This window comes from Streptomyces sp. NPDC087906, assembly GCF_055584925.1.
On sequence record NZ_JBVJLC010000008.1, the window covers coordinates 196,033 to 208,988 of the forward strand.

The following is a 12,956-nucleotide window of genomic DNA, read 5'->3' on the forward strand; positions in this document are numbered from 1 at the left end:
ACGACAGGCCCTAGCTGTCCGCGTGCGGCCGCCCGCCCAGGTGCCGGGCGAGGAAGGCGTCGGCGGCGCGGTACATGTCGATGGTGTTCTCCGGGTTCACGAAGCCGTGTCCTTCGTCGCTCTTGACCATGTACTCGACCGGTACGCCCCGCGCGCGCAGCGCGGCGACGATCTTGTCGGACTCGGCCTGCACGACGCGGACGTCGTTGGCTCCCTGGATCACCATCAGCGGCGTACGGATCTGGTCCACCCGGCTGATCGGCGAGCGCGCCAGCAGCTCGGCCCGCTGCTCCGGGTCGTCCGGATCGCCCGCGTACAGGTGCCAGTTGGTGGCCAGATGGGGCTTCACGAAATCCGGCACGGTGCCGAGGAAGGTCACCAGGTCGGAGATGCCGAAGCAGTCGACGGCCGCGGCGAAGACGTCAGGGGTGAACGTGACGCCGACCAGCGCGGCGTAACCGCCGTACGAGCCGCCGAAGACGGCGACCCGGGACCGGTCCGCGTACCCCTTGTCCACGGCCCAGTCGACCGCGTCGATCAGGTCGTCGTGCATCTTGCCCGCCAACTCCCCGATGCCGGCCTTGAGATGGGCCTTGCCGTAACCGGTCGAGCCGCGGAAGTTGACCTGGAGCACCGCGTAGCCGCGGTTGGCCAGGAGCTGGACCAGGGGGTTGAAGCCCCAGGCGTCGCGGGACCAGGGGCCGCCGTGCACCAGCAGGACCATCGGCGGTGCGGACGACTCCGCGCCGGCCGGCAGGGTCAGGTACGAGGGGAGGTCGAGGCCGTCGCGCGCCGGGATCGTGACCGGCGTCATGGGGGCGAGGGCTTCGTGGTCCAGGTACGGGTACGGCCGGAACAGCAGCCGGCTCTCGCCCGTGTCGTGGTCGTAGTGGTAAGCGACCCCGGGGTCGCGGTCGTTGGTGAAGCTGACGATCCAGTGCCGCCCGCTCCTGTCGGACGAGACACCGGCCAGGTCGCCGTCGGAGAGCTTGCCCAGATGCGCCAGCACCTCGGCGAAGTGCGGGTCGAGGGGGTGGATCACCTGCCGCTCGCCGAGGTAGCGGGCGCCGAGCAGTTCGCCGGTGCGCCGGTCGCGGATCAGCGGCGAGGGGAGGCCGGGGAAGACGGCGGAGCGGGTGTCGAGGTCGAAGTCGGGGTGGCTGTCGACCTCGGTCTCCTCGCCGGTGGCCAGCTCGACCCGGACCAGCCTGGTCCTGTCGGTGCCCCGGCAGGAGCCGATCCACACGCCGGTGCCGTCCGGGGTGAGCTGGATCGGGTGGATGCCGAGCGGGTAGTCGGAGCCGTCGTACTCCAGGACGGGGGACAGGCTGCCGGTCTCGGCGTCCCAGCGGGAGAACTCGATATTGCCCTCGTCGGTGGTGGCATGGGCGAACAGCTCGCCGCCGGGCGCGCACAGCCAGCCGGCGACCATGCCGGGGTTCTGCACGAGCATCGTCAACTCGCCGGTGGCGATGTCGAGTTCGTACAGGTCGAACTCGGCGGGATTGCGGCGGTTCAGATTCAGGATCGCCTTGCCGGGACGCGAGAGCGGCAGTTCGAGCCCGGTGACCTTGCTCCCGGGAAAGGGGGTGAGGTCGACCGCTTCGGCTCCGGGGCTCTCCAGGTCGACCCGGAACAGGTGCCAGTTCTCGTCGCCGTCGCCGTCCTGCTCGTACAGCAGCCAGCGCGGATCGTCCGTCCAGTGGTACGACGACACGCTGCGGTGGTCGTCGGCGGTGACGCAGCGCGCCTCGCCGTCCGGCTCGACGCTCCGCACCCAGACGTTCAGCCGCTCCCGCCACGGCGCCAGGTAGGCGATCCGGGTGCCGTCGGGCGAGATCGAGGCGCCGGCGCGCTCGGGTGAGTCGAAGAGTTCCTCGACGGTGAGGTGCGGGGTGGTGTGCGATGTCGTGGACATAGAAATCTCCTGTCCGCTATCTCGGGCACCAAACGTCAGGATGTCACTAAGTGACAGACGGGCATCTCTGGAAGGGAAACAGAAGGCGTATGACCACTCCCGCGCAGTCGGCCACCCCCGCGCCGCAGCACACTCCCGGGCCGCAGCCCACCCTCGCGCCGCGGCACACCCCCGAGCGGACAGCCCGCCGCACGGCGGATCTCACCGGCGGGCTCAAGGCCGCCGACCTGGCGGACTTCTACCGCGACCTGCACCGGAACCCGGAGCTGTCCGGGCAGGAGTTCCGCACCGCGGGCAAGCTCGCAGCCGCCCTGCGCACCGCCGGGTACGAGGTGACCGAGGGCGTGGGCGGCACCGGCGTGGTGGGGGTGCTGCGGCGCGGCGAAGGGCCGGTCGTCTGGCTGCGCGCTGACATGGATGCGCTGCCCGTCGGCGAGGAGACCGGTCTCGACTACGCCTCGCGGGTGCCCGGAGTCATGCACGCGTGCGGCCACGATCTGCATGTGACCTGGCTGATGGGCGCGGCGCTGGCACTGGCCGCCGGGCGGGACGTCTGGGCGGGCACGGTCGTGGTCGTCGGCCAGCCGGCCGAGGAGGGCGGCGCGGGTGCGGCGGCGATGGTGGCGGACGGGGTGCACAGCCGCTTCCCGCGCCCGGACGTTCTGCTCGGCCAGCACGCGGCGCCGGGGCCCGTCGGCCTCTACTCCCACACGCCGGGACTGACGATGTCGGCGGCCGACGACCTCGACCTGGTCGTGTACGGCGTCGGCGGCCACGGCTCACGCCCCGAGGCCGCCGTGGATCCCGTCGTCACGGCCGCGCATGTGGTCACCCGGCTCCAGACGGTGATCTCCCGGGAAATCGCGGCCCGGCACTCGGCCGTTCTCACCGTCGGCCAGTTCCACGCGGGTGAGCGGTCCAACATCATCCCCGGGGAGGCCAGGCTCGGCCTCAACCTGCGCAGCCAGGACCCGGCCGTGCGCGAGCAGATGCTCGCCGCCATCAGCCGTATCGCCGAGGGCGAGTGCGCCGCGGCGGGCTGCCCGAAGGCGCCCGAGATCACGGTCGTCTCCAGCTACCCCACGACGGTCAACGACGCCGCCCTCGACACCGAGATCGCCGCCGTGCACCGCGCGGTGTTCGGTGACGGCACCGTGCTCGACGCGGGGCCCGCCATGGGCAGCGAGGACTTCTCCCTGCTCGCCCCGGCGGGAGTCCCGTACGACTACTGGTACGTCACCTCGACGCCCCTGCCCGCGTGGGACAGCGCGCCGGGCACGGACCTCATGGAGAAGTTCGCCAACGTCCCGGCCAACCACAGCCCGCTGTTCGCCCCCGACCTGTCCGTGCTCGTCCCGGGCGTTCAGACGCTGGTGTCGGCCGCCTTGGCCAAGCTGGCCTGAGCGCCGTCCGCCCCGGCGTCTGCCGTGCCGTCCGTCTCCGCCGCACCCGAGGGGCCCGAGGTGGCGATGGCGAGCGTCACCTCCGTGCCCTTCTCGATCGTGCGGCTGACGGTGCACTCCTTGGCGACCGCACCGCGTATCGCCGCGGCCACCCGCTCGCGCGCGGCCTCGTCCAGCGACGAGAGGTCGACGTCCAGGGCGACATGCAGGGTGTCGTACTCATGGCTGCCGGGGCGCCGGTCGCTGTCCGCCGTCGCCGTGAAGGGCGCGTCCTCGCCCGAGCGCCGCACCACCAGCTCCTCGACCGTCACCGCCGCGCACGCTGCGGCCGACAACTGGAGCAGCTCGCCCGGGGTGAAGGAGCCCTCCCCGCCGACGCGGCCGACCCGCACCTCGGCGCCGCGTTCGTTCCGCCCGACGAACTGGTGGGTACCGGTCCGCTCGATCCTCAGCTCTGCCATCGCTCATCCCTGCTGTCGTCGTTCGTCACGGGGAGTAACGTGTGGCGGCAGCCTCTTGTTCCCGCTTCCCGTCGCGGGCCGCGCCCCGGACGAGGTTTCGCACGACTGCCATACGCCCGTAACGCCCCTCCGTTGACCGTCCCCACCCGCGCTGCGAGCATCGGTCGGCATGACCACTGCCACGGGACCCACTGCCACGGGACTACGGATCAGCAAGGCCGCCGGGCACATCGGCGCCGAGATAGCCGGCGTCGATCTGGCCGATGACCTGTCACCCACCGTCATCGCGGAGATCCGCGCCGCCGTACTGGCGCACAAGGTCGTCTTCTTCCGCGACCAGCGGCTGGACGCCGCGTCGCAGGAGGCGTTCGCCCGCAGATTCGGCTCACCGACAGCGGCGCACCCGACCGTACCGGCCCTCGACGGCAGCCCCGCCGTGCTCGATCTGGACTACGGGCGCACCACGGGCCGCGCCAACCAGTGGCACACCGACGTCACCTTCGTCAGGTCCCCGCCGCTCGGCTCGATCCTGCGGGCCGTCACCATCCCGCCCTACGGCGGCGACACGGTATGGGCCAACACCGTACGGGCCTACGCGACGCTCCCCGCCGAACTGCGGGCGCTCGCCGACCGGTTGTGGGCCGTGCACTCCAACGCGTACGACTACGTCTCCGAGGCGCGCGAGGGCGACGACTCGGCGTCGGAGCGCGAGTACCGCGAGGTGTTCACCTCCACCGAGTACGTCACCGAGCACCCGGTGGTGCGGGTCCACCCGGAGACGGGTGAACGGGCCCTGGTGCTGGGCGGGTTCGTCCGCCGCTTCGTCGGCTGGACGGGCGAGGACTCCCGCGACCTGCTGCGGGTCCTGCAGAACCATGTCACCGAGCTGGAGAACACCGTGCGCTGGCGCTGGGCCCCCGGCGACGTGATCTTCTGGGACAACCGCGCGACCCAGCACTACGCGATAGCCGACTACGGCGACCAGCCGCGCCGGGTGCAGCGGATCACCCTGGTCGGCGATGTGCCGGTGTCGGTGTCGGGGGAGCGCAGCCGCTCGGTGACCGGGGACGACAGCGCGTACAACTCGGCGCTCGGCCGCCCCACCGACGCGGCGGGCGCGGGCGCCACCTGATCAGGGGACCGCCCGGTGGGCCGTACGCCCCTACGGCTCACCGGGCGGTCACCCGACGCGTCACGGCTTGCGCGCGACCCCCGCGTAACCGGAGACCATCGCGTCCAGCTCGTCGGCGGAGAAGCCGGCGAACGGGTCGGCGGGCGGCGCCGGCACCTCGTCGTCAGGGCCTTCCGCCGCGCCCCGTTCGGAGGACTGCTCGGAGGACTGCCCGGCCGGCTGCTCGGCGGGCGCCGGGTCGGGCCGCCAGCGGTGCACGACCTGCAGCCCCGGCTCCAGCATCTCCAGACCGTCGAAGAACCGCAGAATCTCCGCGCGGTCGCGGATCTGCCCCGATATCCCCGACGCCTTGTACGTCGCGAGCACCCGCGCCCACTCCTCCGGCGCGAACGCGTTCGTCGCGTGGGAGAGCACCAGATGGCTGCCGGACGGCATCGCGTCCATGAGCGTCCGCACGATCTCGTACGCGCCCTCGCCGTCCTCGACGAAGTGCAGCACGGCGAGCAGCATGACGGCGACCGGCCGGTCGAAGTCGATGACCTCGGCCAGCGCGGCGGATTCCAGGATCGTCTCGGGCTTCTTGACGTTGCCCTCGATATAGGTGGTCCTGCCCTGCGGGGTGCTGACCAGCAGCGCCTGCGCGTGCGCGAGGACGATCGGGTCGTTGTCCGCGTACGCCACCCGGGCCGCCGGGTTGATCCCCTGCGCCACCTGGTGGGTGTTGGGGGACGTCGGTATGCCCGTGCCGATGTCGAGGAACTGGTCGACGCCCGCGTGCACCAGGTCCCGTACGGCGCGGGTCAGGAACCGCCGGTTGGCCAGCGCGCCGTAGCGCAGGTTCGGGAAGGCGGCCAGGACCTGCTCGGCGGCGGCCCGGTCGACCGGGTAGTTGTCCTTGCCGCCGAGGTAGTAGTCGTACATGCGCGCCGACTGCGGCTTGCTGGTGTCGACCTGCGGCTTGGGGGGACGTCTGCGGACGCCCGCCGGCCCGGCGGCCTCGGGCTCGTGGTCAGTCATTGTGGCGGTTCCTTCGGTGGGACCGGCGGGGCCGGCGGTCCGGGCAACATGGCTGTCGGCGGTGCGACGCGAAGCGGTGGAGCGGCCAGGACCGCTCGGCGAGCAAATCACTTCATGCGCAGCCTAGTTGCTGTCCCCGCCGGCGCCGCCCCGGCGCTGCCCCCCCGGCACCCGCGCCTTCCGCTTCGGCGGCCGGCCCGTCGATCACCCGCACGCCGCTCTGCCGCCACATGGCCGCCGCCCTGCCGCGCACCCGGTTGGTCGGGCCGGGTGCGCGGCGGTCACGGATCGCCGGTCGGGCGCGGGTCGGTCACCGGCGGTTCCCCCCCGTCCGCCGGGCAACTGCCCCCCGCGCAGTTGCCCGACTCCGCCGCACACCCCCGTTCGGTCCCCCGAAGGTGCGGCGACGACTCACGCCACACTGCCAGGCTCGGGACCGGACGTCGTTGACCAGGAGTCCACTCCTTCTTGATGCTCAGGCCACACGCCGCGACGTGCCGCTTGACCTGGGCGGCAGTGCGGCCCAATGTCGGGGCCATGACCTTTTCCGAGGAGCAGCAGCCCTGGCAGTGGGACGAGGCGACCTGGCGCGGCCATGTCGGGGCCGTAAGGGCCGGGCGCTCCCTGCTGCCCGCCGCGTGGCCCGGCGGGGCGCGGGCGGCCGTCGCGCTCTCCTTCGACTCCGACCACGAGACGATTCCGCTGCGCGACGGCGAGACCCGGCCGGGCAAGCTCTCCCAGGGGGAGTACGGCTCCCGGGTGGCAACCCCGCGCATCCTGCGGCTGCTGGCGGCGCGCGGTCTGCCCGCGACGTTCTTCATGCCGGCCGTGTCCGCGCTGCTGCACCCCGAGGAGGTACGGGCGTACGTGGACGCCGGGCACGAGGTGGCGCTGCACGGCTGGATCCACGAACGCAACATGACCCTCGCGCCCGCCGACGAGCGCGAACTTGCGCTGCGCGCGGCCGACACCCTGGAGGCGCTGAGCGGCACCCGGCCGGTCGGACTGCGCACGCCGTCCTGGGACTTCTCCGACCACACCCTCGCCATCTCCCGCGAGCTGGGTCTGCTGTACGACTCCTCGCTGATGGCCGACGACGACCCGTACGAGATCCTCGCGGCCGGCGAGCCCACCGGCATGGTGGAGATCCCGGTGGAGTGGATCAGGGACGACGCGCCGTACTTCACCATGGACCGGCACACCTCGTCCCGGCCGTACACACCGCCGCGCGGCGTACTGACCATCTGGCGGGACGAATTCGATCAGGCGATCGAGGAGGGTGGCGTTTTCCAGCTCACCCTGCACCCGCATGTCATCGGCCACCGCTCCCGGATCACCATCCTGCGTGAACTCCTCGACCACATCGCCGAGTTCGACGTCTGGTACGCCACGCACGCCGAGTTGGCGCAGTACGTCAGCAAGGACGGGCAAAACGGACGCAAAGGATAATGCGTGGCGTCTTGACCCAAGTCCTCCACGAGACCAGGATGATGTTCCGCCAACCCGGTGTAATGGGCATGCACTACACGGGTGCGCGCCCTGTCCGCCGGGGACATCGCGGAGAGGATCCACTGTGGCAACTGCCGAATCGAACGCCGCCGTACCAGCCGCCCCCCAGCCTGCCGCATCCGCCGCCTCCGGTATCGCCGATCCGGGCGCTCTCGGTCTCGCCGCCTTTGCGATGACCACGTTCGTGCTCAGCTTCTTCAACGCGGGGCTGATCAACGCGTCCGTGGAGAACGTCGTCCTGCCGCTCGCGTTCTTCTACGGCGGCATCATCCAACTCCTGGCCGGCATGTGGGAGTTCCGGCGCGGCAACACCTTCGCCGCCACGGCCTTCGCTTCCTTCGGCGGCTTCTGGCTGGCGTTCGCCGGATACAGCTCGCAGGTGGCGCCGCGCCTCGACCCGGCCCACGCCTACCAGGCCACCGGGCTCTTCCTGCTGGCCTGGGCGATCTTCACCGGCTACATGTGCCTCGCCGCGCTGCGTACCAGCGTCGCCGTGCTCGCCGTGTTCGTCACCCTGACCGTCACCTTCGTGCTGCTGTGCATCGGCGCCTTCGACCAGTCGACCACGGTCACCAAGGCGGGCGGCTGGGTCGGCCTGGTGACCGCGGTGGTCGCCTGGTACGCCTCGGCGGCGACGGTCACCAACAACACCTGGAAGCGCGAGCTGCTGCCGACCGGGCCGCTGGCCAGGTGACCCGCCCGGCGCCGGTCACCTGACCGGCCGATCGTCCCGTACGGCCCGTCCCTCACGGGGGCGGGCCGTCGGCGGTTCGCCTCCCGGTTCCCGCGCGGGGCGGGGCGTAGCCTTCTCGGCGCTGTGACCGAACGAATCGTCAACGGGAGTGCGCGATGACGGAGTACCGCCCCTTCGGCCGAACCGGCGTCAAGGTCAGCCCGCTGTGTCTGGGCACCATGATGTTCGGCGGCCGGGGCAATCCGGACCACGACGACAGCGTCCGCATCATCCACCGCGCACTCGACGCGGGCATCAACTTCGTCGACACCGCCGACGTCTACTCGGCAGGCGAGTCGGAGACCATCCTGGGCAAGGCCCTCGCCGGCGGGCGCAGGGACGATGTCGTCCTGGCGACCAAGTTCCACGGCGGCATGGGGGACGACCCCAACCACCAGGGCAACTCCCGGCGTTGGATCGTCCGCGAGGTCGAGAACAGCCTGCGCAGGCTCGGCACCGACTGGATCGACCTCTACCAGGTGCACCGGCCGAGCGAGGACACCGACTTCGACGAGACGCTCGGCGCGCTCTCCGACCTGGTGCACCAGGGCAAGATCCGCTACATCGGCACCTCGACCTACCCGCCGTCGCAGATCGTCGAGGGCCAGTGGATCGCCGAGCGGCGCGGGTACGAGCGCGTGGTCAGCGAGCAGCCGCCGTACTCCGTCCTGGCCCGCGGCATCGAGCGCGAGATGCTGCCGGTGGCACGGAAGTACGGTCTCGCGGTGATCCCGTGGAGCCCGCTGGCCGGCGGCTGGCTCTCCGGCCGCTACCGCAAGGGCGCCGAGCAGCCCGCGTCGAGCCGCGCCGGCCAGGGCGTGCGGTTCGAGATCAACGCGCCGCAGAACGCGGCGAAGCTCGAAGCGGCCGACGCGCTCGCCCGGTTGGCGGAGGAGGCGGGCATCACGCTCGTCCAACTCGCCCTCGCCTTCGTGCTGGAGCACCCGGCGATCACCTCCGCCATCATCGGCCCGCGCACCATGGAGCAGTTGGAGACCCAACTCGGCGCCGACGACGTCAAGCTGAGCCAGGACGTGCTCGACCGGATCGACGAGATCGCCCCGCCCGGCACCAACTTCACGGACAGGGACGCCGGTTACACCCCGCCGTCGCTGAGCGACCCGGCGCTGCGGCGCAGGAGCGCCGTCCGGTAACGCGAGCGGTAGATGTAATGGGCAGGGAAAGGTGTGGTCCGGAGCGTTGACATCGCGTCACGCCGAGGGCCACGCTCTCCATCGGTACGGATTGGCAACGTTGTCATCCTGGTATATCCCGGCTGCACAACGTTGTATTCCGCTGATCAGTGACGTCTTGACTCGCTGCTCGCTGTGGAGGCAACCGATGGCAGAACCCCGCACCGGACGCGCACCCGCGCCCCGAATCCCCGGCCGCAGCCGTGGCGACAGCCGCAGACAGGGCCGATTCCGCAGACATCTGGCCGCGGTCGCGGTGCTCGGCCTGGCGCTCGTGCCGCTCCAGGCCGTCGGCCAGGCGTCGGCGGCGACCGGACCCGCGCTGGTCGACGACCCCGCCTCGCTGGTCAACCCGCTCATCGGCACCTCCGGCGCCGTGGACACCTTCCCCGGCCCCGACATGCCGGCCGGGATGATGCAGTGGGGCCCCGACACCACACCGGACCGCCCGTCCGGCGGCGGTTACGAGTACGACGACAGCAAGATCAGCGGCTACAGCCTGACCCATGTGTCGGGACCCGGCTGCGGGGTCGCGGGCGACCTGCCGATCCTGCCGGTCACCGGGGCGCTGTCCGGCAACCTCGGCAATAAGTCTGCCCAGTTCAGCCATGACGACGAGCAGACGGCGATCGGCTACTACGGCGTCAAGGACGCGGCCGGCATCACCACCGAGCTGACCGACACCACCCGCGCGGGGCTCGGCAAGTTCACCTTCCCCGGCAGCGCCGACTCCAGCCTGCTGCTGAAGCTGAGCAACGGCGCTACGCAGGTCGACGGCACCCGGGTGAGCGTGGTCGGCAAGCGCGAGGTGACCGGGTCGATCGACAGCGGCCACTTCTGCGGCGCCGCCAACCGCTACACACTGCACTTCGACATCAAGTTCGACCACCCCTTCACCACCAGCGGTACGTGGGTGGGCAGCACGATCAACCCGAACGCCACGGCGCTCCAGCGGGGCGCGGTCAAGCAGACCCCGGCCACCACACCCAAGGGCCCGAAGAAGGAGAAGCACTTCACCGTGCCCTCCGCACCGGCCCCGACCGTGCACGGCAAGAACCCCAAGGGCACCCCGGCCCCCGCCCCGAGCACGTCCCCGAGCGCCGCCCCCAGCAGCGCGGCCAAGGCGGCGGCTCCGCCCACCACCGGCGCCAACGGGATGTATCTGACCTTCGACACCACGGCCGCCAAGACCGTGACGGCCGCCGTCGGCATCTCGTACACCAGCGACGCCAACGCCACGTCGAACCTGGCCAAAGAGGTCAAGGGCTGGAACTTCGACGCGATGCGCCAGGCCAACCACGACGCCTGGAACAAGGTGCTGGACAAGGTCGGGATCGGCGGCGGCACCACCGACCAGCAGATCCAGTTCTACACCGCGCTCTACCACTCGCTGCTGCACCCGAACGTGTACTCCGACGACAACGGCCAGTACATGGGCATGGACAACCAGGTGCACAAACTGACACAAGGTCAGAAAGCCCAGTACGCCAACTACTCGGGCTGGGACACCTACCGCTCGCAGACCCAGCTCATGGCGGTGGTCGAGCCGCAGCTCACCGGCGACGTGGTGACGTCGATGCTCAACGGCTACGACCAGACGGGCCTGCTGCCCAAGTGGGCGTCGAACAACGGCGAGAGCTATGTGATGGTCGGTGACCCGGCCGCGGCGATCATCGCCGACGCGTACGCCTTCGGGGTCCGCAACTTCGACACGGCGCACGCGCTCGACGCGCTCCAGCACGAGGCGACGGCGCCGAACCAGGACCGCCCCGCCGAGCCGGTGCGCGACAGCAAGGGCTACATCCCGCTCGACACCACCAACCCCGGCTGCTGCAACTTCTACGGGCCCGTCTCGACCCAACTGGAGTACGACAGCGCCGACTACGCGCTCGCCTCGTTCGCCAAGTCGCTGGGCAAGAACGCCGTGTACAAGAAGTTCGCCACCCGCGCCCAGGACTGGCAGAACGTCTTCAACCCGGAATCCGGATACCTGCAGGGCAAGAACGCCGACGGCCAGTTCGCGCCCGGCTTCACCCCCGGCACCTCCAACGGCTTCGTCGAGGGCAGCTCGGCCCAGTACACCCCGATGGTGCCGTTCAACATCCAGCAGCTCGCCGCCGCCGGCGGCGGCACCAAGGCGTACTCCGCGTTCCTCGACGGACTCCTCGACAACATCACCGAGCCGACGAGCGTCAACGCCAACCTCAGCAACGAGCCCAGCCTGGAGATCCCCTGGGAGTACGACTACCTGGCGCAGCCCTGGAAGACCCAGGCGGCCGTCCGGCAGGCGCAGCAGAAGCTCTACTTCAACGCCCCCGTCGGCTCGTTCGGCAACGACGACCTCGGCGCGATGAGTTCCTGGTACGTCTGGTCCGAGCTGGGGATGTATCCGCAGACCCCCGGCACCGACACCCTGGCGCTCGGCAGCCCGGCCTTCCCGGTCGCCCAACTCACCGTTGGCGGGCACAAGTTGAAGATCAACGCCCCGCAGGCGGCGCCGGACGCGCCGTACGTGCAGGCGCTCAGCGTCAACCAGAAGGCGCTGGACAAGTCCTGGCTGACCTACGGGCAGATCGCGGACGCCAACAGCCTCAACTGGACCCTCGGCACCTCGCCCAACACCTCCTGGGCGTCGGAGCCCGGCTCGGTCCCGCCGTCCGACACCACCGGCAGCCAGGGCATCCTCGCCGCGACCGGGCCCACCGACGGTCTGGTGACCGCCCCCGGCACCACCGCCCCCGGCACGCTCGACCTGACCAACATCAGCACCAAGCCGGTGACGGTCGACTGGAAGGCCACCGTGCCGTCAGGAGTCAGCCTGGACACCGCGTCGGGCTCGCTGACGGTCCCCGCCTCCGGCAGCGTGAAGCAGAAGCTCTCCGTCACCGCCGGCGGCGCCGAAGGCACCTACGCGGTCTCCTTCGCCCTGTCCGAGAACGGCGCCCCCGCGGGCAGCACCGCACTGCGGGTCGCCGTGGCGAAACCGGGCGAGCTGTGGCCGTACGAGACGAACGAGGGCGTCTATCCGGACGGCGCGAGCTTCACCGGCGGCTTCGACGACGGCGGCTGGGCGTACTCCCAGAACGCCCTGTCCGCCGCCGGGGTCAGCAACGGCTCGAAGATCACCGCGGACGGGCTGACCTACACCTGGCCGGACGTGGCAGCGGGCAAGCCCGACAACCTGGAGATGACCGGCCAGACCATCCCGGTCCCGGCCGGCACCGCCGGCGCCTCACTCGGCGTACTCGGCGCGGCCACCAACGCGCCGACCGACGGCAGCGGCGTCTCGGGCAAGCTGACCGTCACCTACACCGACGGCAGCACGGCGCAGGGCACGGTCGCCTTCTCCGACTGGACGCTCAACGCCAACTCCGCCCAGCCGCTGCCCGGTGACACGGCGGCGATCACCACCGCCTACCGGGCCACCGGCAGCGGTGGCAAGGACACGGTGAAGGCGTACGTCTTCGCCACGAAGGTGCCCGTGGACCCGGCGAAGACAGTGGCGTCGATCACGCTGCCGCAGACCGGCTCCGACGGCACACTCCACCTGTTCGCGCTCGCCTTCGGCGACTGACCGGGCGAAACACCCG

At 71.0% G+C, this 12,956-nt stretch carries 9 protein-coding genes; 6 read left to right on the forward strand and 3 right to left on the reverse strand.

Annotation, left to right across the window (positions count from 1 at the left end):
* Nucleotides 1-10: 10 nt before the first annotated feature.
* Nucleotides 11-1,918 carry an alpha/beta fold hydrolase gene (locus ACZ63I_RS24050; protein WP_469341048.1) on the reverse strand — a complete coding sequence of 636 codons (1,908 nt, stop codon included), beginning with the start codon at nucleotides 1,916-1,918 and terminating at the stop codon, nucleotides 11-13.
* An 89-nt stretch (nucleotides 1,919-2,007) separates the two neighbouring features.
* Here ACZ63I_RS24050 and ACZ63I_RS24055 point away from each other — a divergent pair, with 89 nt between their 5' ends.
* Nucleotides 2,008-3,321, forward strand: a complete 1,314-nt coding sequence (locus ACZ63I_RS24055) for an amidohydrolase (RefSeq protein ID WP_469341049.1) — start codon at nucleotides 2,008-2,010, stop codon at nucleotides 3,319-3,321.
* Here the strand turns inward: ACZ63I_RS24055 and ACZ63I_RS24060 are convergent.
* Nucleotides 3,282-3,782, reverse strand: coding sequence for an OsmC family protein (locus tag ACZ63I_RS24060; protein WP_469341050.1), 501 nt, complete (start codon nucleotides 3,780-3,782; stop codon nucleotides 3,282-3,284). The genes ACZ63I_RS24055 and ACZ63I_RS24060 overlap by 40 nt on opposite strands.
* Nucleotides 3,783-3,951: 169 nt before the next feature.
* Here ACZ63I_RS24060 and ACZ63I_RS24065 point away from each other — a divergent pair, with 169 nt between their 5' ends.
* On the forward strand, nucleotides 3,952-4,914 hold the full coding sequence (locus ACZ63I_RS24065; RefSeq protein WP_469341051.1) for a TauD/TfdA dioxygenase family protein: 963 nt from the start codon (nucleotides 3,952-3,954) through the stop codon (nucleotides 4,912-4,914).
* Nucleotides 4,915-4,974: 60 nt separating this feature from the next.
* On the opposite strand, the gene ACZ63I_RS24070 is transcribed toward ACZ63I_RS24065, so the two are convergent.
* Nucleotides 4,975-5,931: an SAM-dependent methyltransferase gene (locus tag ACZ63I_RS24070; protein ID WP_469341052.1), complete on the reverse strand. Its 957-nt coding sequence runs from the start codon at nucleotides 5,929-5,931 to the stop codon at nucleotides 4,975-4,977.
* Nucleotides 5,932-6,468: 537 nt separating this feature from the next.
* Here ACZ63I_RS24070 and ACZ63I_RS24075 point away from each other — a divergent pair.
* From ACZ63I_RS24075 to ACZ63I_RS24090, 4 genes are all read left to right on the forward strand, one after another.
* Complete coding sequence (locus ACZ63I_RS24075; protein WP_469341053.1) at nucleotides 6,469-7,380, forward strand: polysaccharide deacetylase family protein; 912 nt, start codon at nucleotides 6,469-6,471, stop codon at nucleotides 7,378-7,380.
* A gap of 124 nt (nucleotides 7,381-7,504) precedes the next feature.
* Nucleotides 7,505-8,134 carry an acetate uptake transporter gene (locus ACZ63I_RS24080; RefSeq protein WP_469341054.1) on the forward strand — a complete coding sequence of 210 codons (630 nt, stop codon included), beginning with the start codon at nucleotides 7,505-7,507 and terminating at the stop codon, nucleotides 8,132-8,134.
* Between the two features lie 155 nt (nucleotides 8,135-8,289).
* Nucleotides 8,290-9,327, forward strand: coding sequence for an aldo/keto reductase (locus tag ACZ63I_RS24085; protein WP_469341055.1), 1,038 nt, complete (start codon nucleotides 8,290-8,292; stop codon nucleotides 9,325-9,327).
* Between the two features lie 187 nt (nucleotides 9,328-9,514).
* Nucleotides 9,515-12,940, forward strand: a complete 3,426-nt coding sequence (locus ACZ63I_RS24090) for a GH92 family glycosyl hydrolase (protein ID WP_469341056.1) — start codon at nucleotides 9,515-9,517, stop codon at nucleotides 12,938-12,940.
* Nucleotides 12,941-12,956 lie beyond the last annotated feature (16 nt).

Excerpts from the sequence above, each read along its gene's own strand:
- ACZ63I_RS24085 (WP_469341055.1), top strand. The coding sequence starts at position 8,290 with ATGACGGAGTACCGCCCCTTCGGCCGAACCGGCGTCAAGGTCAGCCCG.
- ACZ63I_RS24055 (WP_469341049.1), top strand. The coding sequence starts at position 2,008 with ATGACCACTCCCGCGCAGTCGGCCACCCCCGCGCCGCAGCACACTCCC.
- ACZ63I_RS24070 (WP_469341052.1), bottom strand. The coding sequence starts at position 5,931 with ATGACTGACCACGAGCCCGAGGCCGCCGGGCCGGCGGGCGTCCGCAGA.
- ACZ63I_RS24075 (WP_469341053.1), top strand. The coding sequence starts at position 6,469 with ATGACCTTTTCCGAGGAGCAGCAGCCCTGGCAGTGGGACGAGGCGACC.
- ACZ63I_RS24090 (WP_469341056.1), top strand. The coding sequence starts at position 9,515 with ATGGCAGAACCCCGCACCGGACGCGCACCCGCGCCCCGAATCCCCGGC.
- ACZ63I_RS24050 (WP_469341048.1), bottom strand. The coding sequence starts at position 1,918 with ATGTCCACGACATCGCACACCACCCCGCACCTCACCGTCGAGGAACTC.
- ACZ63I_RS24060 (WP_469341050.1), bottom strand. The coding sequence starts at position 3,782 with ATGGCAGAGCTGAGGATCGAGCGGACCGGTACCCACCAGTTCGTCGGG.
- ACZ63I_RS24065 (WP_469341051.1), top strand. The coding sequence starts at position 3,952 with ATGACCACTGCCACGGGACCCACTGCCACGGGACTACGGATCAGCAAG.